The organism is Streptomyces sp. NBC_00510, assembly GCA_036013505.1.
Taxonomy (GTDB): Bacteria; Actinomycetota; Actinomycetes; order Streptomycetales; family Streptomycetaceae; genus Actinacidiphila.
Window position 1 is genome coordinate 5,824,755 of the sequence record CP107851.1, and the last position, 19,148, is coordinate 5,843,902.

Here is a 19,148-nt window from a genome sequence, read left to right on the forward strand (position 1 = left end):
TCCTCTTCCACGACCCCACGCTAGGCGTCGGGCACCCCGCCGGACCCGACATCCCGTGCCCGGTCGGGTCGGGTGGCCGCGACGTCCGCCGCCGCACGGGCGAACGCGCGGACCCGGGCCGTGGTGTTGCCGTGCCGCCACACCAGACCGCGCTCGATGGGCGGTGCGTCGTGGAGGGGGACGTAGGCGAGGTCCGGCCGGGGGTAGTAGCGGCGGGCGTGCTCCCCGACGGGGAGGACGCCCCGGCCCAGCGCCACCAGGGTGAGCATCTCGGAGAACGACCCGCCGGCCGGGCCCCTCGGGACCGGACGGCCCGACGGGGTGCGCTCCGGGGTGCGGTCCCGCTTGAACGCCACCGAGGTCACCTCCGGGTACTGCACCACGGGGTGGTCCGCGAGCACCTCGAGCGACACCGACTCCCGGCCGGCCGCCGGGTGCCCCGCGGCCACCGCGAGCACCCGGCGCTCCCTGAGCAGCACCGGTCCGCGGGCCATCCCGTCGAAGGGGAAGGAGGCGAGGAGGACGTCGACGGAACCGTCCAGCAGGCTCGCCCGGGAGGTGGCCAGCTGGACCTCGCGCACGTCGACCCGGCAGTCGGGGTGGCGCTCGGAGAACAGCCGGACCACGCTCAGCAGCGTGGGCGCCGTGCCCTCGCCGAGGAAGGCCACGCGCAGTGCGCCGGTGATGCCGCGGCCGGCGTCGGCGGCCCTGCGCAGCGCCTCCTCCATCCCGGTGACGAGGGGGAGCAGATCGTCGGCGAGCCGCCTGCCGACCGGGGTGATCCGGACGCTGCGGCTGTTCCGCTCGAAGAGCGGGCAGCCGATGCGGCGTTCCAGCTTGCCCACCACCTGGCTGACCCGCCCGGTGGTGACGCCCAGGCGCTCTGCGGTCCGGCCGAAGTGCAGCTCCTCGGCGAGGGTGAGGAAGGCCTCGATCTCCACCCGCTCCAGCACGCTTCCCCCTCGGCGTTGAATTCCGCTCAACGATCGTACGGCGATCATGCCTTGATGGCGGCGGCCCCCCGGCGGATCGTGGAGGACGTCCACGGCACACCACATCTGGAGGAGACATGACCGTGCTGCGCGTGAAGGCCTTCGACCACCTGGTCCTCAACGTCGCCGACGTCGAGCGGTCCCTGGCCTTCTACACCGGACCGCTCGGCCTGGAACCGGTGCGCGTCGACGAATGGCGCGCGGGGAAGGCCCCGTTCCCGTCGGTGCGGGTCACCCGGGAGACCATCATCGACCTGGTCGCCGGGCCCCGCGGCGAGTCCAACGTCGACCACATCTGCCTCACCGTGGAACCGCTGGACTGGGAAGAGGTCGTCGCGTCCGGGGTGTTCACGGTGCTGGAGGCCAACGTGCGGAGGTTCGGCGCGCGCGGCTCCGCCCTGTCGACCTACGTCGAGGACCCGGACGGCAATACGGTCGAACTGCGCTGGTACCCGCAGGACGCGCAGGACTGAGCGCGGCTCCGGGCGCCGCCGGCGGCGCCCGGCCCGGTTGCTACAGTGCGCCCGTGTCCGACTCCTCGCGTGAATCCCTGGCCGGCGCCGGTTGGGAGAGCCAGCAGCCCGGCGCCTACCGGGAGTTGATGCCGGCCCGGGTGGTCAACCTGTCGTGGCTGGACCCGGTGACCCTGTGGAAGGCCCGCAACGGCCCGCTCGCCTCGCTGTTCGGCGACCCGACCGGCCGGGACCGGCAGCGCTGGGTCAACGGCCAGACGGAGCGCGGGGCGTCCGGCGCGGACCTGGTGATCGAGCGGGACGACCCCGACACCTTCTCCTTCCTCCTCCTCGGCGACACCGGCGAGGGCGACGACCCGCAGTACGCCGTCGTCCCCGGGATGCTCAAGGCGGGCGCCGGCACGCGCTACGCCGTGATCTGCAGCGACGTCCTCTACCCCGTCGGCAGCGCCAACGAGTACGACACGAAGTTCTTCCGGCCCTACCGGGACTACGACGCCCCCGTCTACGCCATCCCCGGGAACCACGACTGGTACGACGGGCTCAACGGCTTCATGCGGGTGTTCTGCCGCGCCCCCGCCCTGCCGCCCGCGCCGCGCCCCCGTCCGCTGACCCGGGCCTGGTGGCGCACCCTGCTGTGGGCGAGGCCCGACGTGCCGGACGACGCCCGGCTCGACGAGGCCCGGCGGATGCGCTCCGCGCCCTCGCAGACGGCCTCCCAGCCCGGCCCGTACTGGGCGATCGACTCGGGGCCGATACGGATCATAGGCATCGACACCGGGCTGCTCGGCGACATCGACAGGGAGCAGGGCGAATGGCTGCGCCGGGTCTCCCGCGGGCCCCGCCCCAAGATCCTCGTCACCGGTTCCCCGATCTACGTGGACGGCGAGCACCACCCCTGCGCCATCGAGGGCGGCGGCACGGTCGACGAGGTCGTCCGCGACCCGGAGCACAACTTCGTCGCCGTGATCGGCGGGGACATCCACAACTACCAACGCTATCCGGTGGACGTGGACGGCCGGAGGATCGAGTACGTCGTCTCCGGCGGCGGGGGCGCCTTCATGCACGCCACCCACACGATCCCCCGGGTGGCGGTCGGCGGCGTCACCGAGGACCGCTTCCGCTGCTACCCGATGCGCGGCGACTCCCTCGCCTTCTACAGCCGGCTCTACGGCCGCCGGCTCCACCTGCGCCGCCTGTTCGACCTGACCCCGGACGAGGCCTCCGCGGTCCTCGCCCGGCGTCTCGGCATCCCGGCCACCCGGGCCACCGGCGCCCGCGTGACCTGGCGGACGCGCTTCGTCGCGAGCGTCCTGGGTGCTCCGCGCCGGCCGGACCGCAGGCGCCGGCTGCGTCTGCCCGTCCGCCGGGTGCTCACCCGTCTGCTCTCCCCGGGCTCGGCGACGTACAGCCCGCCGTTCTTCAAGAGCTTCCTGCGGCTGGACGTCAGCCCGGCCGCCGTGCGCGTGCGGTGCTTCGCCGCCACCGGCCTGCTGGCGCACGAACTGGACCCGCCGGTCGAGGACGACTTCACCGTCCCTTTGCCGTACGCGAACGGTACGTGAGCGCCGGGGCGCTTCCCCCGGGCCTCCCCGCTGCGCGCATCACACGGCCCCGCGGCGGCGGTGATCTGCACGAACGCGCCGGAAGCGGCGGTGCGGGGCGGTTCGCAGACGAAGGTGCCGCAGCCACCTGTACGGACAAGTCCGGGCCTAGGCTTTTACCGTCACCTGAAGGTTCCGTCGCGTTCTGGACATCTGCGCTTAGTCAACCTTCCCCCTAAGGCTCCTAAGTTCACAGCCAAGCAATGGCAAGCAGTGAGCAACGGAGGTCGTTGTGTCCGAGGGTGTTCGCAGGGCCCGGCGGTACGCCGCGCCCGTGGCGGCTGCGGCCGCCGCCGCGGTCGTGACCATGGTGGTCAGCCCGACGCTGGGTGCGTCGGCCACGGCCCCGCAGACCGCAAGCAAGGGCAAGGCCCCGGCTGCGAAGAACGTCATCTTCATCAACGGCGACGGCATGGGTGCCGCCGCCCGGCAGGCCGCGCGCCTGCACCTGACCGGTCTGAACGGTCAGCTCGCGATGGACAAGCTCCCCTACTCGGGTCAGCTGACCACCGAGCCGGACGACCCGAAGGCCGTCGTCACCGACTCCGCCGCGGCCGCGACCGCGTGGGCGACCGGTGAGAAGACCTACAACGGCGCGATCAGCGTCGACGTGGACGGCAACCCGCTGGCCACCCTGGGCCAGCAGGCCAAGGCCGCCGGCAAGGCCACCGGCCTGGTCACGACCGCGCAGGTCACCGACGCGTCGCCGGCCGCCTTCTTCTCCAGCACGGCCAACCGGTCGGCGCAGGACGAGATCGCGCGCCAGTACATCGAGGTCAGCAAGCCCGACGTCATCCTGGGCGGTGGCGAGGACTGGTGGCTGCCCGCGGGCAGCCCCGGCGCCTTCCAGGACAAGCCCGCCGAGGACACGTCCGAGGCGAGCAAGGGCACCAAGGGTGACCTGATCAAGAAGGCCCAGAAGGCCGGCTACTCCTACGTCTCCAGCGCGGACCAGCTCAACCGCGCCAAGGGCGGCAAGCTCCTCGGTCTCTTCGCCAACGAGGAGATGTTCCAGCAGCGTCCCGAGGGCCAGGGCGACGTGTACAACCCGGTGGTCGGCCTGTCCACCATGACCAGCAAGGCCCTCAGCACGCTGGACAAGAACAAGAAGGGCTTCTTCCTCATGGTCGAGGAGGAGGGCACCGACGAGTTCGCGCACTCCAACAACGGCGCCCGCGTCCTGCAGTCCATGCAGGAGCTGGAGAAGGCCGTCGCGGTGGCCCGCGCCTACGTGGCGACCCACCCCGACACCCTGCTGGTCGTCACCGGTGACCACGAGACCGGCGGCCTGGCCGTGGAGGAGGCCGACTCCGCCGACGAGTCCGGCGACGGCATCTCCGCCGAGGACGGTCCGTTCAGCATCCGCGGCAGCGACAAGTCGTTCTACATCGACTGGACCACCTCCGGTCACACCGCTGTGGACGTTCCCGTCACCGCGGCCGGCCCGCTCGCGAACCGCTTCACCGGCAAGCACGCCAACACCTACGTGCACGACGTGCTGAGCGAGATCCTGGCGACGCGTCGCTGAGCGAGGATCCACTTGCGGCGGGTGCCGGGGAGGGGACTGCCCCTCCCCGGCACCCGCCGTTCCTCCCCCGGCGGTGTGGCGCCGCTGGGACGGGGAAAGCCGTGGTGGCAGGCATGGTGCGCGGGCCGCAAAAGATCCTCCTTGAGGCGTAGGCGACCCGCTTTGCCATACCATTACTCTTGGTGCGAAGCCGTATCGCGCGGCCATGGAGGAGTGACAGATGAGGAGCAGCAACCCGGTCTTCTCGCGGCGTGGGTTCTCCCGCGGGGAGGGCTACGCGGGCTTCGGCGGTCAGCCGCAGACGCAGGGCGTCCCCCAGACGGGCGGCAACCCCTACGCGGGCACGAACCCGTACGCGGGCAGCAACCCCTACGACACCACGTACCAGGCCCCGCCGGGCGCCCCCGTGCAGACCGGCCGGATGACGATGGACGACGTCGTCATGCGCACCGCCATGACCCTGGGCACCGTGGTGCTCGGCGCGCTCGTGGCGTGGTTCGTGCTGCCGGTCTCGGAGAAGAGCTACGGCCTGGCGATCGGCGCCTCGCTCGTGGCCCTGGTCCTGGGCCTGATCCAGTCGTTCAAGCGTGAGGCCTCGCCCGCGCTGATCCTCGGCTACGCGGTCTTCGAGGGTGTCTTCCTCGGCATCTGGAGCAAGATCCTCAACTTCATGTGGCCGGGCATCCCGCTGCAGGCCGTGCTGGGGACCATGGCGGTCTTCGTCGGCATGCTGGTGGCGTACCGCACCCGCCTGATCCGCGTCACCGCCCGCTACACCCGCATCGGCATGGCGATCGCCATCGGCTTCGTCATCCTGACGTTCGTCAACCTGATCGCCGCGATGATCGGCGGCGGTGACGGCCTCGGCCTGCGCAGCGGTGGGCTCGGCATCGTGGTCGGCATCATCGGGATCGCGCTGGGCGCGTTCTTCCTGTCGCTGGACTTCAAGCAGATCGAGGACGGCATCCAGTACGGCGCTCCGCGCAAGGAGTCCTGGCTGGCGGCCTTCGGGCTCACGCTCTCCCTGGTCTGGATCTACCTGGAGATGCTGCGGCTGATCGCGATCCTGCGCGGCGACGACTGAGTGCGCTGACCCGCGAGGGACATTCAACGGGCCCCGGAGGCGATGCCTTTCGGGGCCCGTTCGCATGTGCGGGAGGGGAGGCGCGTCAGCCGAACCTCCGCGCGGCCCGCCTCAGGTCGTATTCGTGGACGATGGCCTTGGCGTGTCCGTAGGACAGGTCGTGCTCGCTGCGGAGCCAGCTGACTTTCTCTTCGAAGCGGAGGAAAGCGGGCCCGTCGTCGACCGTGCGAAGCCATTCGCCGATCTCGCGGCCGGTGCAGTGCGGGATGTGGGAGAGCAGGTTCCGGTGGGTCTCTTCCGAGAAGGTCTGTGACATCGGCGCCTCCGGTATGCGTTCCGGTCACCCCACCGTGCCTGAGCCGTCGACCGTTGGCAACAGTGCAACGCACTCGGTTGTGTGTACGCACCGGTAGGCTCGCGCCGTGCTGGACTGTACGACGCTCCGCGACGCCGCCGGACTCCTGGCGGCGCGTTACCGCTCCCTGCCGCAGAGCCGGCTCCGTGGCGAGGTGGCCCGGGCGGGACTGGAACTCGCCCGTGAACTGGCCGCCCTGGCGCAGCGGATCGAGTTCCCCGGCCGGGAACCGCTGCCGGTGCCGGACGAGGGGGTCTTCGTGATCGGCGACCAGATCTCCGTGGCCGCCCACGACCTGGCCGCCGCCCTGGAACCGCACCCGGAACTGGCGCACGTACGCGACGCGGCCGTGTCCCGGATCGGGGACACGGCCGCGCGGTGCGGTCTGTAGGACCGGCTACAGCGAGGCGACCACCCGGTCGGCGAGCACGTAGACGGACTCCTCGCCGTAGGTGAAGGTCAGCGCGTAGCCGCCCGCGACGGCGGAGCCGCCCAGCAGGATCGGGGACTCGCCCTGGTCCAGGGCGTCGCAGAGGCGGTCGGCGGTGTCCCGGTCGCCCGGGGTCATGCAGAGCGTGGTGCCGTCGGCGAAGACGTACACGTCGAGCGTGCCGAGCGGGCCGGGACGGACGTCGGCGAGCGGCATCCGCAGGTCCGCGAGTTCGGACAGGCGCTCGGCGGTCTGCTCCTGGTTGGCCACGACCGGCGCCGGGACGCCGAAGTCGGGGTCGGAGGGGTGCCGGAAGGGCGCCGGGCCGCCGGGCTCCAGGCCCGCGAGGTCGGCCTGGCGGGGCAGGAACGGGCCGTACGGCAGCACCTCGTAGTCGGTGCCGGCGGCGCCCGGAACCGGGCCGGCCCCCTGGCCGCCGAAGAGCTGGGCGTCGAGCTGCGGGTCCACGAGGGCCTCGCCGGACTCGCCCGTCCCGTAGCCGAGGGGGGCTTCCTGAGCGGCCCAGAAGGCGCGTGCCTCGGCCAGTTCGCGCTCGCGCTCGTCGGCGAGCGCGTCGGCGACGGCGGTGCGGATGGCCTCGGCGTCCGGAGTGGTGCGTGCGGCGGGAACCCCGACCGCCCGCCCGGCACGGGCCTCGGCCAGGTCCGCGCGCAGGGCCGCGACGTCACGACGTACGCCGCGTGTGGCGAACAGCGCGGCGGAGCCGGCGGCCACGGCGGTTGCCGCGCCCGTCAGCAGGACGAGGAACATGGCGCTCACTGGCGTACTCCCGACTGTGCTTTCCCGAGCCTGGCCCCCTGTACACCACCACTCTGCACCGGAATCCATGGCCTCTGCAGTGCGGAACGTCACGAAATGGGAGGGTCCAAAGTCTCGCCCCGTACCGGTGGCACGCCTCTGACCTGCCTAAACGACCGCCCCCGGGATTAGGTCACATCCAGGGGGCGGTTCGATTGCGACTTGTGTCTCGAACGTACGTCCGAGTGCCGGGAAGGGCCGGCGGGGCCCGTTACGACAGGCGCTCGATGACCATGGCCATGCCCTGGCCGCCGCCGACGCACATGGTCTCCAGGCCGAACTGCTTGTCGTGCCACTGGAGCGAGTTGATCAGCGTGGTGGTGATGCGGGCGCCCGTCATGCCGAAGGGGTGGCCGACGGCGATCGCGCCGCCGTTGACGTTGAGCCGGTCGATGTCGACGCCCAGGTCCCGGTAGGAGGGGATGACCTGCGCCGCGAAGGCCTCGTTGATCTCGACGAGGTCGATGTCGTCGATGGTCAGCCCGGCCCGCTTCAGCGCCTGGCGGGACGCCTCGACCGGGCCGTGGCCCATGATCTCGGGGGAGAGGCCGGAGACGCCGGTGGAGACCACCCGGGCGAGCGGGGTGATGCCGAGCTCGCGCGCCTTGGTGTCGCTCATGACGACCAGCGCCGCGGCGCCGTCGTTCAGCGGGCAGCAGTTGCCGGCGGTCACGGTGCCGTCGGGGCGGAAGACCGGCTTCAGGCCCTGCACGGCCTCCAGGGTGACCCCGGCGCGCGGGCCGTCGTCCTTGGCGACGACCGTGCCGTCGGGCAGCGTCACCGGGGTGATCTCGCGCTCCCAGAAGCCGTTCTTGATGGCCTCCTCGGCCAGGTTCTGCGAGCGGACGCCGAACTCGTCCTGGTCGGCGCGGGTGACGCCCTTGAGGGCCGCCAGGTTCTCGGCGGTCTGGCCCATCGCGATGTACGCGTCCGGGACCAGCCCGTCCTCGCGCGGGTCGTGCCACTCTCCCCCGCCCTGCGCGGCGCGGGTCGCGGTGCGGGCCTCGGCCTCGGCGAAGAGCGGGTTGTGGGTGCCGGGCATGCCGTCGGAGCTGCCGTTGACGAAGCGGGACACGGTCTCGACGCCGGCCGAGATGAAGACGTCGCCCTCGCCCGCCTTGATGGCGTGCAGCGCCATCCGGGTCGTCTGCAGCGAGGAGGAGCAGTAACGCGTGACCGTGCAGCCCGGGAGGTGGTCCATGCCCATCTGCACGGCCACGATCCGGCCCAGGTTGTGACCCTGCTCGCCGCCGGGCAGGCCGCAGCCCAGCATCAGGTCGTCGATCTCGCGCGGGTCGAGCTGCGGCACCTTGGCGAGGGCCGCCTGGATGATCGTGGCGGTCAGGTCGTCGGGCCGCAGGTCCTTCAGGGACCCCTTGACGGCCCGGCCGATGGGGGAGCGGGCGGCAGAGACGATCACGGCTTCGGGCATCGCGACTCCTCGACGAGGCGGCGGGGGTACGGCTGGGACTCTCTGGGAAGTTACCTGTACGTAGCGGAGGGAGTCACGGCCTGGGGGCTGTGACGCGGACCTCTTTCTGAGCGCTTGCTTAGTCCATGATGGCGCATCCTCGTGGCGAACGCGCCCCCCGTGCGATGCTGACGTGGTGAATCCGGACGACCTGGTACGGCTGCGGCGCGCCCGTGACGCGATGGACCGCGACTACGCGGAGCCCCTCGACGTCACCGCACTGGCCCGCGCGGCGCTGATGTCCCCCGGCCACTTCTCGCGCAGCTTCCGGGCCGCCTTCGGCGAGTCCCCGTACAGCTACCTCATGACGCGCCGGATCGAACGCGCCAAGGCCCTGCTGCGACGCGGCGACCTCACGGTCACGGAGGTCTGCTTCGCGGTCGGCTGCACCTCGCTCGGCTCCTTCAGCTCGCGCTTCACCGAACTCGTGGGCGAGACCCCGAGCGCCTACCGCGCCCGCGACCACGAGCCGGGCGCGCCGATCCCGGCGTGCATCGCGAAGCGGTACACCAGGCCGGTCAGGAACAGGGAAGCGAAGACCGCGGCCCGGGCCTAGCGTGGTCCGCATGGACATCACGCTGTCACAGTGCTTCATCGCCGTCGACGACCACGACAAGGCGCTGCCCTTCTACCGCGACGTCCTCGGCCTGGAGGTCCGCAACGACGTCGGCTTCGAGGGCATGCGCTGGGTGACGGTCGGCTCGCCCGACCAGCCGGGCGTGGAGATCGTGCTCGAACCGCCCCTGGCGGACCCGGGCGCCTCCGACGCGGACAAGCGGGCCATGAGCGAGCTGCTGGCCAAGGGCATGCTGCGCGGGGTCATCTTCGCCACCGGTGACGTCGACGCCACCTTCGAGCGCATCCGCGACGCGGGCGGCGAGGTGCTCCAGGAGCCCATGGACCAGCCCTACGGCGTCCGTGACTGCGCCTTCCGCGACCCCTCCGGCAACCTGCTCCGCTTCAACCAGCGCAAGCCCGGCTGACGCCGGCGGTCCACGGGTGCCGGCAGGCGCCGGTTCCGGGCGTCACGGTCGCCGGAGCGGAGGGCGCGCGCCCGGCCGCTGGTCGCCGCTCGCGGGTGCGGCGCCTGTGACCGGGCTTTCCGCGCAGCACAGCGGCCCCACCGCAGGCTCCGCGGACGGCGGCGGGCGAAGGTGCGGGGTTGCCGTGCGGCGCGTATCGCCGCCCCTTGCGGCAAGCGGTGGGCGGCTTCCGTGACGGTGCCCTTGCCGGTGGCTGGTGGCCCGAAGTTCAGGCGGGTGGGTGGGAGACGGCCCGCCGCGGGCGCAGCGGACCCGCGGACGGCGGCGGGTTGCCGCACGGCGCGTACCCCCTGCGGCGTCCGTGATCCCGTGGTCCGGGGTTCGGGCGGGTGGGAGACCGGCCCCGCCGCAGGCGCAGCGGACCCGCGGACGGCGGCGGCGGGTACCGCCGCCCGGAGGGTCCGCACCACGCCGGGAGGCGCTAGTTCTGGGCGGCCTCGGCCGCCGCCGTGGCGGCGGGTTCCGTCGCGTCGGGGAGGCGGCGACGGCGGCGGCGCTTGAGGAGGGCCCAGCGGCCGCGGGGGCCGGAGACCGTGCCGGCGGCCGCGGTGACCTCGGTGCCGGCCTCGCCCGCGGCTTCCGCGGCGGCCTGGGCCACCGGGAGGAAGCCCTCGCCGCGCCGGGCGTCGGGGCGCTCGTCCTCCTCGGGCCACAGCCCGACCGCGGAGCACAGCGTCGGCAGCATCGCCATGGCCGCGGTCGCGTAGCCCTCGGCCGACGGGTGGTAGTTGTCCGGGCCGAACATCTCGCGGGGGCGGGACTCGAACTCGGGCCCGAGCAGGTCGCCCAGCGACACGGTGCGGCCGCCGAGGCCGACCACCGCGATGGTCTGCGCGGCCGCGAGCTGGCGGCTCAGCCGCCGCGCGATCCAGCGCAGCGGCTGGTAGACCGGCTCGATCGTGCCCAGGTCGGGGCAGGTCCCGACGATCACCTCGCAGCCGGCCTCGCGCAGCCGCCGCACCGCGTCGGACAGCATCCGCACCGAGACGGCCAGCGGCATCCGCCGGGTCACGTCGTTCGCCCCGATCATGATCACGCACAGACCGGGCGCGGTACCGGGAGCGGGCCCCAGCAGAAGATCGACCTGGCGGGCCAGGTCGTCGGACTGTGCGCCGGGATTGGCCACGTTGACCAGCCGCACCGGCCGTTCCGCCACCGCCGCCACCCCGGACGCCAGCAGCGCGCCGGGGGTCTGGCTCGCCCGGTGCACCCCCTGCCCCGCCGCCGTGGAGTCGCCCACGAGGGCCAGCACGATCGGCCGCTCGTCGGTGCTCAGCGCGAAGGCGGCGCCGTAGACGCCGTCCGCGCGGGGCGGGACGGCGTCGGAGCCGCCCACGGTCCTGCGGGCGAGCGCGGCCTCGGTCAGCACGAGGCCGACCGCGGCGCCGCCCAGCAGCCCGATGCCGCCACCTCCGTACGCGGCGGCCGTCGCGATCCGCCGCGCCACCCTTGCCCTGGACAACGTCCACCTCCCGCGCCGGGTGTGCGGACCCTCGTGGCCCGACCCGTACAACGATTTGTTGCCCCGTCCGATGCCCGCCGCAACCGCTGGGCGGCCCGGACTCAGGTCAGCCGCTGCTGTGCGACGAACCAGGCGAGCTGGGTGCGGTTGGCGGTTCCGGTGGACTCCATCAGGGACCGGATCCTGCGCTGCAGCGTGCGCAGGGATATCCCCAGCTGGGAGGCGATCGCCTTGTCGGGCAGCCCGGACATCAGCAGCGAGAGCAGCTGCTCGTCGAGCTCGGGGGAGCCGGGGAACTCCGGGTCCTCCTCGGTCTCGCCGAGCGAGGGCATGCGCAGCGGTGTGCCGCGCAGCCAGCGGTCCTCGAAGAGCTCCAGCAGCGCGTCGACCAGCACCGAGGGGTGGAGCAGCAGCAGGCCGGCGGAGGAGACCACGGACCGGTCGCGGCCGCCGGACAGCGGCAGCAGCGCCCGCTCGGCGTCGACGATCATCAGCTTCATCGGCACGGTCGGCGCCGCCCGGGCCAGTTCGCCCGGCTCGACGAAGCCCGGCATGTCGGCCGCCCCGGGGTACACCAGGGCCGTCGTCTCGTACAGGGAGCGGTACTCGACCCCGGCGGTCAGCCGCTCCTTCTGCACGACGTTGCCCGCCGCGGCGACGTACGGCGGCCGCACGAAGGTCAGCACCTCCTTGCGGGCCTCGCGCTGCAGCTGCTCGATCATGTGCTGCTGCTCCGTCTCGCCGTGGATCACCTCGGCGATCCCGCCCGGCATCACCGGCTCGGCCGGCCGGGACGGGCGCACGGCGGCGAGCGCCGTGAGCCGTTCCCGCACGGAGGCGAGGCCGGACTCCACGGCGGCCAGGCCGCTGAGGGCGGCGGCGTAGTCGGTGTTGCCCGTGCCCGCTTCGGTGGTGTCCGGGTGTTTCTGGTCAGGCATTGCCCACCCCCCGGTTGTATAAGCCCGGTGTCGTAACAGCGACGTGTCGTGATCGCGCCACGGTGTGACTCTACAACCGGACCTTCCGGGGCGTACGTAACACCAACTGTGAAGCATGCGGCCCCCGGTGCCGGCGTGGGCGACCCCCCACCGGAAAACCGCTTACCCTGGCCTCACAATCACGGAGAACCCGGAGACAATGGTGCAGTTCCACGACTCGATGATCAGCCTCGTCGGCAACACCCCGCTGGTGAGGCTCAACAGCGTGACGGCAGGAATCCAGGCGACCGTCCTGGCCAAGGTCGAGTACTTCAACCCCGGCGGTTCGGTCAAGGACCGCATCGCGCTGCGGATGATCGAGGCCGCGGAGAAGAGCGGCGAGCTCAAGCCCGGCGGCACGATCGTGGAGCCCACCTCGGGCAACACGGGCGTCGGCCTGGCGATCGTGGCCCAGCAGAAGGGCTACCACTGCATCTTCGTCTGCCCCGACAAGGTCTCCGCGGACAAGATCAACGTTATGCGGGCCTACGGCGCCGAGGTCGTGGTCTGCCCCACCGCCGTGGACCCCGAGCACCCGGACTCGTACTACAACGTCTCCGACCGGCTGGTGCGCGAGACCCCGAACGCCTGGAAGCCCGACCAGTACAGCAACCCCAACAACCCGGCCTCGCACTACCACTCCACCGGCCCCGAGCTGTGGGAGCAGACCGAGGGGAAGATCACGCACTTCGTGGCGGGCGTCGGCACCGGCGGCACCATCTCCGGCACCGGCCGCTACCTGAAGGACGCCTCGGACGGCAGGGTGAAGGTCATCGGCGCCGACCCGGAGGGCTCCGTCTACAGCGGCGGCTCCGGCCGGCCGTACCTCGTCGAGGGCGTCGGTGAGGACTTCTGGCCCACCGCCTACGACCGCACCGTCGCGGACGAGATCGTCGCGGTCTCGGACAAGGACTCCTTCCAGATGACCCGCCGCCTGGCCAAGGAGGAGGGCCTGCTCGTCGGCGGCTCCTGCGGCATGGCGGTCGTCGCGGCGCTCCGCGTGGCCGAGCGGCTCGGCCCGGACGACGTCGTGGTCGTCCTGCTGCCGGACTCCGGCCGCGGCTACCTCTCGAAGATCTTCAACGACGAGTGGATGGCCGACTACGGCTTCCTGGAGGAGGGCACCGGCCAGGCCCGCGTCTCCGACGTGCTGGACCGCAAGGACGGCGGCATCCCGCAGCTGGTGCACATGCACCCCGAGGAGACGGTCGGCCAGGCCATCGAGGTGCTGCGCGAGTACGGCGTCTCGCAGATGCCGATCGTGAAGCCGGGCGCCGGGCACCCCGACGTCATGGCCGCCGAGGTCATCGGTTCCGTCGTGGAGCGGGAGCTGCTCGACGCGCTGTTCACCAAGCGCGCCACCCTGGACGACCCGCTGGAGCGGCACATGAGCGCGCCGCTGCCGCAGGTGGGCTCCGGCGAGCCGGTCGGCGACCTGATGGCCGTGCTGGGCTCGGCCGACGCGGCGATCGTGCTGGTCGAGGGCAAGCCGACGGGCGTGGTCAGCCGCCAGGACCTGCTCGCCTTCCTCGCGGAAGAGGCCAAGTAGCGGCACCCGGGACGACTCCGGGACGTCCCCGGCAGGTCCGCCACGGGTTCGCGGAAGTGGTACACCCACGTCACGTGGTCGCAGCACGCGCTTAACACGGGTCCGGCACATTGGTGGATGTCGGCGGACGGCACACCGGTCGCCCGGTCGACACCACGGATGTGGCGCCAAGGACCTCCGGAGCGGCTCCCGGACCTCCATGGTGACCCCAGGACGTGTGGCCCGGCCCTGATCCGGCCCACGTCCCTCGCGGGGACCGCCGTCGTCCCGCCCCCCGGGTGACCGGGGGTGCGGCGGTTCCCGCGCAATCTGTGGAAGAGCGGTCCGCGTCCCCGCGCGGGCCGCTCTTCTGGTTGAGTGGCCGCCGTGATCAGCGCACAGACGTTCGCAGCCGTCGAGGAGTCCATACGCACCGTGGCCGACGAGGAGGCGCTCGCCCGCTTCGGCCGCCTCGCCGAGGGCGACGTCGACGAGAAGAAGGGCCCGCTGGACCTCGTCACGGTCGCCGACCGCCGGGTCGAGGAACGCCTCACCGGTACGCTCACCCGCCTGCTGCCGGGCTCCGCCGTCATCGGCGAGGAGGCCGTGCACGCCGACCCCGCGCTGCTCGGGGCGCTGCTGGGCGAGGCTCCCGTCTGGATCGTCGACCCGGTCGACGGCACCTCCAACTTCGTCCGCGGCGACTCCTCGTTCGTCACCCAGGTCGCCCTCGCCGCGCGCGGTGAGCTGCTCGCCTCCTGGACGTACCGGCCCGTCGACGGGGTCCTTGCCACCGCCCGGCGCGGGGAGGGCGCGCACGTGGGCGGCCGTCCGCTGCGGCTGGGCACCGGCGGCGCCCAGGACGCGGACGAGGTGCTGCTGGTGGCCGGCGCCCGGCCCGCGCACCTCACCGCCGACCAGCACCGGAGGCTGTACGAGCTGGGGGCCGCGCACGGCGTCAAGCCCTGGGCGAGCGGTTCCGCCGGCTGCGACTACCTCGACGTCGCGCTCGGGCGGCTCGACGCGGCCACCTACGCCTACGACAACCCCTGGGACCACTCCGCCGGCGTCCTGCTGGTCGCCGAGGCGGGCGGAACGGTGCTGGGCGCGGACGGGCTGCCGTTCCGCATGGCCGCCGGGCCGCTGCCCTTCGCCGCGGCACGCGACGAGACCGCGGCCCGCCGCGTCGTGGCACTGCTCACGGCGTAGGGCCGCCGGGCGCCGTCGGGACGGCGGCCCGTCAGTCCTCCCAGGCGTCGTCGTCCTTCGTGCGGCGGTGGCCGCTGCCCCGCTCGTTGAACAGCCATCCCAGTGAATGGGCGGCATTGACGGCGACGATGCCGACCCAGGCGACGAGGAGCCCGGGCAGGTCGCCCTTGTCGGCCGCGATGGCGGACAGCGGGATCGCCATGATCAAGGAGAACGCCCCGAAGCCGTAGCGGGCGCCGAAACGGCCGCCCCCATGGCCGCGCGCCTCCGGGCCGACCCGGCGCCCGGCACGGGCGAACGCCGTCTGGTGCTCGGCCAGTTCGCGGCGTACCCGCCGCTCGACCTGGGAGTCGATGCGCCGGTCCATCTTCTCCAGGAAGGAGTCGATGAGGGCCGACTCGTACTCCTCCCCCAAGTCCTTGCGCGCCTGGATGGTGGCGGCGAATTCCTTCTTGAGCTCTGGGTCAAGGGCGTCCATGACGCCACCGTACGGACCGGTCGGCCCGGTGGCACTGGGGGAAACCCCCGAACCTTCCCGGAGGTCGCCCCAGTAGGGTCGTGGGGTGACCGGACACGCGCCGCGCCTGCTGACCGCCCTCCACCACGCCCCGTCCGACCGCCCCGACGCGGTCACCGTCGACGGACGCACCTGCTCGCGCGAGGAACTGCTCGGTGCCGCGGGCGCCTTCGCGGCGCGCGTCGCGGGCGCCCCGGCGGTCGCCGTGCACGCCGCGCCGTCCCTGGAGACGGTCGTGGCGGTCGTCGGCGGCCTCCTCGCGGGCGTCCCGGTCGTCCCGGTGCCGCCCGACGCGGGACCGGCCGAGCGCGACCACATCCTGCGCGACTCCGGGGCCGTGCAGGCGCCCCCGGTCGTGCTCACCGAGCGCCGGTCCTGGGACGCCCCCGAGCCGGACCCGGACACGGCGGCCCTCGTCCTGTACACCTCGGGCACCACCGGGGCGCCCAAGGGCGTGCTGGTCCCCCGCCGCGCGGTCGCCGCCGGACTCGACGCCCTCGCCGGTGCCTGGGAGTGGACGCCGGAGGACACCCTCGTCCACGGCCTGCCGCTGTTCCACGTGCACGGTCTCGTGCTCGGCGTGCTCGGCGCGCTGCGCACCGGGAGCCGTCTGGTCCACACCGGCCGCCCCACCCCGCAGGCGTACGCGGCGGCGGGCGGCAGCCTCTACTTCGGCGTGCCGACCGTCTGGGGCCGGGTCGCGGGGGACCCGGAGTCCGCCAGGGCGCTGCGTGGCGCCCGCTTGCTGGTCTCCGGCAGCGCGCCGCTGCCGGCACCGGTCTTCCGCGAGCTGGAGGCGCTGACCGGGCAGCGGCCGGTCGAGCGCTACGGCATGACGGAGACCCTGATCACGGTCAGCACCCGGGCGGCCGGTGAGCGGCGCCCCGGCTCCGTCGGGCTGCCGCTGCCGGGGATCCGCACCCGGATCGCGGCCGAGCCGGGTGCGGAGATCGGCGAGCTCCAGCTCACCGGTCCCACCCTCTTCGACGGCTACCTGGGACGGCCGGAGGCGACCGCGGCCTCGTACACCGAGGACGGCTGGTTCCGCACCGGGGACATCGCGTCGATCGAGCCGGACGGCATGCACCGTATCGTCGGCCGGGCCTCCACCGACCTGATCAAGTCCGGTGGCTACCGGATCGGCGCGGGCGAGGTGGAGAACGCCCTGCTGGACCACCCCGCGGTGCGCGAGGCGGCCGTGGTGGGCGTCCCGCACACCGACCTCGGCCAGGAGATCGTGGCCTACGTGGTGGCGGACGGGGTGGGCGAGCGCGAGCTGATCGACTTCGTGGCCGGTCACCTGTCGGTGCACAAGCGCCCGCGCAAGGTCCGCTTCCTGACCGAACTGCCGCGCAACGCGATGGGCAAGCCGCAGAAGAAGCTGCTGCCGCCCGTGTGAGCCGGAGCGCCTTGCCCTCCTGCATAGAATCATGCAGAGTCATCGGCACATGAATGGCCGACCGGAGAGGGCGTCATGGCCACCGAGAACGCCACCGGAGCCGACGGGACCGACACCGCGTCCGCGCGCCTGATGAAGCTGTTCGAGGCGCACCGGCTCACGCCCACCCAGCGCCGCATCGCGCACTGCCTGGTGCGGCGGGCCGCCGACGCGCCCTTCCTGTCCAGCGTCGAGGTCGCCGAACTGGCCGGGGTCAGCCAGCCCTCCGTGACCCGCTTCGCCGTCGCGCTCGGCTTCGACGGCTACCCCGCGCTCCGCCGCCACCTGCGCGACGTCGCCCCCGCCGCGGCGCCCCAGGGGCAGCCCGCCGGCGACCGGTACAACGAGTACCAGGAGGCCGTGCAGGCCGAGATCGAGAACCTGCGGCACCTCGCCGCGCTGCTCGCCGACCCCGCCCCGGTCGCCCGCGCGGGCGCCCTGCTCGCCGCGTCCCGGCCGCTGCCCGTGCTGGGGCTGCGGGCCGCGGCCGCCCAGGCCCGCGGCTTCGGCTACTTCGCGGCCAAGGTGCACCCCGACGTCCGTCTCCTCGACGAGGGCGGCAGCATGCTCGCCGACCGCGTCGACGCGGCCGTGCGGGCCGGGGCGAGCGCCCTGCTGTGCTTCGCGCTGCCCCGGCATCCCCGTGAGGTGGTCGAGGCCCTGGAGTACGCCCGCTCGGCCGGGCTGACCGTCGTCACCGTCGCCGACAGCGCCTTCGCGCCGGTCGCCGCCCACTCCGACGTCCTGCTCCCGGCGGCCGTCGGCACGGGGCTCGCCTTCGACACCGCGTGCGCGCCGATGCTGCTCGGGCGGGTGCTGCTGGAGGCGATGTGCGACGGGCTGCCGGACGCGCAGGCGCGGCTGGAGGAGTTCGACGCCAAGGCCGCGGCGCAGGGCCTGTTCGTGGAGTGAGCCGCCCCCGCGGCCCCCGCCGCGACCGGGCCGGGCCCGGGGTCAGTCGGCGGGTCGGACGCCGGGTCAGGCGCGCAGCCCGTCGTGCTCCACGACCAGATGGCGGGGACCGCGCAGCACCGGGCTTCGCCGGTACGGCGGCGGGTCCTCGGCCAGCCGGAGGCCGTCCAGGTCGCGCAGCAGCGCGGTGAGGGCGATCTGCGCCTCCAGCCGGGCGAGCGGCGCCCCGAAGCAGCTGTGGACGCCGCTGCCGAAGCCCAGGTGCTGGTTGTCCGTGCGCTGCGGGTCGAAGCGGTCGGGGTCCCGGAAGCGCCGCGGATCGCGGCTGCCGGAGGCGAGCACCAGGACCAGGGGCGCCCCCTTGGGCACGGTGACCCCCGCGACCTCGACGTCCACCAGCGGGGTGCGCTGGGGCAGCATCTGCACGGGCGGCTCGAACCGCAGCAGTTCCTCCACCGCCTGCGGCATCAGGGCCGGTTCGCGGCGCAGCAGGTCCAGCTGGTCGGGCCGGCGCAGCAGGGTGAGCATGCCGTTGGTGATCAGGTTGACGGTGGTCTCGTGCCCGGCGACGAGCAGCAGCACCGAGGTCACCATCAGCTCGATCTGGCTCAGCCCGCCGGCCGGGTCCTGGTCGTTGACGAACGCCGACAGCAGGTCGTCGGAGGGCTTGCCGCGCCGCTGTTCGGCCAGCCCGCCCAGGTAGACCCCCATCGCCCTGCGGGCCTCGGTGGCGGCCTGCGTGCGCTGCGTGGGGTCCTCGTCGGGGTTGAGGTCGAGTCCGCCGACGATCGCGTCCGACCAGCCGCGGAACATCGGCTCGTCCTCCTGGGGCACGCCCAGCAGCCGGCAGATCACGGTGACCGGGAGCGGGTAGGCGAAGTCGTCGACGACGTCGATGCGCTGCTTGTCCCGGAGCCCGGCGACGAGGCCGTCGGCGATCCGGACGATCTCACCGTGCATGGCGTCGACCCGGCCGGGGGTGTGCGGCGGGCCGAAGGGCCGCATGGCGGTGCGGCGGAGCCGGTCGTGCTCGGGATCGTCCACGCCGATGAAGGACGGCGCCAGTTCCCCGGCCAGCCGGGCCTCCTGCGGGTCGCTGCGGTGGCGCCGGTCGGAGCTGATGCGTGGGTCGTGGAGCAGGGCCGTGATCTCGTGGTACGTGCCGACGAGGTAGCTGCCGTCGTCCTGCGGCGCCACCTTGCTCTCGCGGAGTTCGGCGTAGAGCGGGTAGGGATCGGGCCGGCTGGCGTAGTCGGTGATCCTTCGGAAAAGCGTGTCCGCAGCCATGCGCGGGGGCTCCTCGTCG

General features: G+C 73.1%; 19 protein-coding genes. 11 read left to right on the top strand and 8 right to left on the bottom strand.

Going from position 1 to position 19,148, the window contains the following annotated elements; genetic code table 11:
- Nucleotides 1-20: 20 nt before the first annotated feature.
- Nucleotides 21-953 (bottom strand): LysR family transcriptional regulator, encoded by a 933-nt coding sequence (locus OG937_26355; GenBank protein ID WUD74967.1) that lies wholly within the window; start codon nucleotides 951-953, stop codon nucleotides 21-23.
- 116 nt (nucleotides 954-1,069) lie between these two features.
- On the opposite strand from OG937_26355, the gene OG937_26360 reads away from it, so the two are divergent.
- The 4 genes from OG937_26360 to OG937_26375 all read left to right on the top strand — a co-directional run bounded on the left by OG937_26360 (nucleotide 1,070) and on the right by OG937_26375 (nucleotide 5,681).
- On the top strand, nucleotides 1,070-1,465 hold the full coding sequence (locus OG937_26360; protein ID WUD74968.1) for a VOC family protein: 396 nt from the start codon (nucleotides 1,070-1,072) through the stop codon (nucleotides 1,463-1,465).
- Between the two features lie 53 nt (nucleotides 1,466-1,518).
- Nucleotides 1,519-3,030: a metallophosphoesterase gene (locus OG937_26365; protein WUD74969.1), complete on the top strand. Its 1,512-nt coding sequence runs from the start codon at nucleotides 1,519-1,521 to the stop codon at nucleotides 3,028-3,030.
- A gap of 271 nt (nucleotides 3,031-3,301) precedes the next feature.
- Entirely contained in the window at nucleotides 3,302-4,597 is a 1,296-nt protein-coding gene (locus OG937_26370; GenBank protein WUD74970.1) for an alkaline phosphatase, read from the top strand.
- Between the two features lie 220 nt (nucleotides 4,598-4,817).
- Nucleotides 4,818-5,681: a Bax inhibitor-1/YccA family protein gene (locus tag OG937_26375; GenBank protein WUD74971.1), complete on the top strand. Its 864-nt coding sequence runs from the start codon at nucleotides 4,818-4,820 to the stop codon at nucleotides 5,679-5,681.
- An 85-nt stretch (nucleotides 5,682-5,766) separates the two neighbouring features.
- Here the strand turns inward: OG937_26375 and OG937_26380 are convergent, their stop codons facing one another.
- Nucleotides 5,767-5,997 (bottom strand): DUF4287 domain-containing protein, encoded by a 231-nt coding sequence (locus tag OG937_26380; protein WUD74972.1) that lies wholly within the window; start codon nucleotides 5,995-5,997, stop codon nucleotides 5,767-5,769.
- Nucleotides 5,998-6,103: 106 nt separating this feature from the next.
- Between OG937_26380 and OG937_26385 the strand changes: the two genes are divergently transcribed.
- Complete coding sequence (locus tag OG937_26385; GenBank protein ID WUD74973.1) at nucleotides 6,104-6,427, top strand: hypothetical protein; 324 nt, start codon at nucleotides 6,104-6,106, stop codon at nucleotides 6,425-6,427.
- 6 nt (nucleotides 6,428-6,433) lie between these two features.
- On the opposite strand, the gene OG937_26390 is transcribed toward OG937_26385, so the two are convergent.
- A complete protein-coding gene (locus tag OG937_26390) occupies nucleotides 6,434-7,246 on the bottom strand; it encodes a hypothetical protein (GenBank protein ID WUD74974.1) in 813 nt (270 codons plus the stop codon).
- 250 nt (nucleotides 7,247-7,496) lie between these two features.
- Nucleotides 7,497-8,717, bottom strand: a complete 1,221-nt coding sequence (locus tag OG937_26395) for an acetyl-CoA C-acetyltransferase (protein ID WUD74975.1) — start codon at nucleotides 8,715-8,717, stop codon at nucleotides 7,497-7,499.
- A gap of 175 nt (nucleotides 8,718-8,892) precedes the next feature.
- Here OG937_26395 and OG937_26400 point away from each other — a divergent pair, with 175 nt between their 5' ends.
- Both OG937_26400 and OG937_26405 read left to right on the top strand, forming a co-directional pair.
- Nucleotides 8,893-9,312, top strand: coding sequence for a helix-turn-helix transcriptional regulator (locus tag OG937_26400; GenBank protein ID WUD74976.1), 420 nt, complete (start codon nucleotides 8,893-8,895; stop codon nucleotides 9,310-9,312).
- Nucleotides 9,313-9,322: 10 nt separating this feature from the next.
- Nucleotides 9,323-9,739: a VOC family protein gene (locus OG937_26405; protein ID WUD74977.1), complete on the top strand. Its 417-nt coding sequence runs from the start codon at nucleotides 9,323-9,325 to the stop codon at nucleotides 9,737-9,739.
- Nucleotides 9,740-10,220: 481 nt separating this feature from the next.
- On the opposite strand, the gene OG937_26410 is transcribed toward OG937_26405, so the two are convergent.
- Nucleotides 10,221-11,246, bottom strand: coding sequence for an SGNH/GDSL hydrolase family protein (locus OG937_26410; GenBank protein WUD78889.1), 1,026 nt, complete (start codon nucleotides 11,244-11,246; stop codon nucleotides 10,221-10,223).
- A 116-nt stretch (nucleotides 11,247-11,362) separates the two neighbouring features.
- Nucleotides 11,363-12,199 (bottom strand): helix-turn-helix transcriptional regulator, encoded by an 837-nt coding sequence (locus tag OG937_26415; protein WUD74978.1) that lies wholly within the window; start codon nucleotides 12,197-12,199, stop codon nucleotides 11,363-11,365.
- Between the two features lie 202 nt (nucleotides 12,200-12,401).
- On the opposite strand from OG937_26415, the gene OG937_26420 reads away from it, so the two are divergent.
- Both OG937_26420 and OG937_26425 read left to right on the top strand, forming a co-directional pair.
- Nucleotides 12,402-13,787 carry a cystathionine beta-synthase gene (locus tag OG937_26420; protein ID WUD78890.1) on the top strand — a complete coding sequence of 462 codons (1,386 nt, stop codon included), beginning with the start codon at nucleotides 12,402-12,404 and terminating at the stop codon, nucleotides 13,785-13,787.
- A 366-nt stretch (nucleotides 13,788-14,153) separates the two neighbouring features.
- Nucleotides 14,154-14,975 (top strand): inositol monophosphatase, encoded by an 822-nt coding sequence (locus tag OG937_26425; protein ID WUD74979.1) that lies wholly within the window; start codon nucleotides 14,154-14,156, stop codon nucleotides 14,973-14,975.
- Between the two features lie 31 nt (nucleotides 14,976-15,006).
- Here OG937_26425 and OG937_26430 read toward each other — a convergent pair whose 3' ends face one another.
- Nucleotides 15,007-15,453, bottom strand: a complete 447-nt coding sequence (locus OG937_26430) for a hypothetical protein (protein WUD74980.1) — start codon at nucleotides 15,451-15,453, stop codon at nucleotides 15,007-15,009.
- 85 nt (nucleotides 15,454-15,538) lie between these two features.
- Here OG937_26430 and OG937_26435 point away from each other — a divergent pair, with 85 nt between their 5' ends.
- Together OG937_26435 and OG937_26440 are read left to right on the top strand one after the other, a co-directional pair.
- A complete protein-coding gene (locus OG937_26435) occupies nucleotides 15,539-16,891 on the top strand; it encodes an acyl-CoA synthetase (GenBank protein ID WUD74981.1) in 1,353 nt (450 codons plus the stop codon).
- A gap of 75 nt (nucleotides 16,892-16,966) precedes the next feature.
- Nucleotides 16,967-17,842 carry a MurR/RpiR family transcriptional regulator gene (locus OG937_26440; GenBank protein WUD74982.1) on the top strand — a complete coding sequence of 292 codons (876 nt, stop codon included), beginning with the start codon at nucleotides 16,967-16,969 and terminating at the stop codon, nucleotides 17,840-17,842.
- A 66-nt stretch (nucleotides 17,843-17,908) separates the two neighbouring features.
- Here OG937_26440 and OG937_26445 read toward each other — a convergent pair whose 3' ends face one another.
- Nucleotides 17,909-19,129, bottom strand: a complete 1,221-nt coding sequence (locus tag OG937_26445; GenBank protein ID WUD74983.1) for a cytochrome P450 — start codon at nucleotides 19,127-19,129, stop codon at nucleotides 17,909-17,911.
- Nucleotides 19,130-19,148 lie beyond the last annotated feature (19 nt).

Coding starts and splice junctions, on each gene's coding strand:
- OG937_26375 (WUD74971.1), top strand. CDS start 4,818: ATGAGGAGCAGCAACCCGGTCTTCTCGCGGCGTGGGTTCTCCCGCGGG.
- OG937_26405 (WUD74977.1), top strand. CDS start 9,323: ATGGACATCACGCTGTCACAGTGCTTCATCGCCGTCGACGACCACGAC.
- OG937_26415 (WUD74978.1), bottom strand. CDS start 12,199: ATGCCTGACCAGAAACACCCGGACACCACCGAAGCGGGCACGGGCAAC.
- OG937_26430 (WUD74980.1), bottom strand. CDS start 15,453: ATGGACGCCCTTGACCCAGAGCTCAAGAAGGAATTCGCCGCCACCATC.
- OG937_26440 (WUD74982.1), top strand. CDS start 16,967: ATGGCCACCGAGAACGCCACCGGAGCCGACGGGACCGACACCGCGTCC.
- OG937_26360 (WUD74968.1), top strand. CDS start 1,070: ATGACCGTGCTGCGCGTGAAGGCCTTCGACCACCTGGTCCTCAACGTC.
- OG937_26395 (WUD74975.1), bottom strand. CDS start 8,717: ATGCCCGAAGCCGTGATCGTCTCTGCCGCCCGCTCCCCCATCGGCCGG.
- OG937_26445 (WUD74983.1), bottom strand. CDS start 19,129: ATGGCTGCGGACACGCTTTTCCGAAGGATCACCGACTACGCCAGCCGG.
- OG937_26380 (WUD74972.1), bottom strand. CDS start 5,997: ATGTCACAGACCTTCTCGGAAGAGACCCACCGGAACCTGCTCTCCCAC.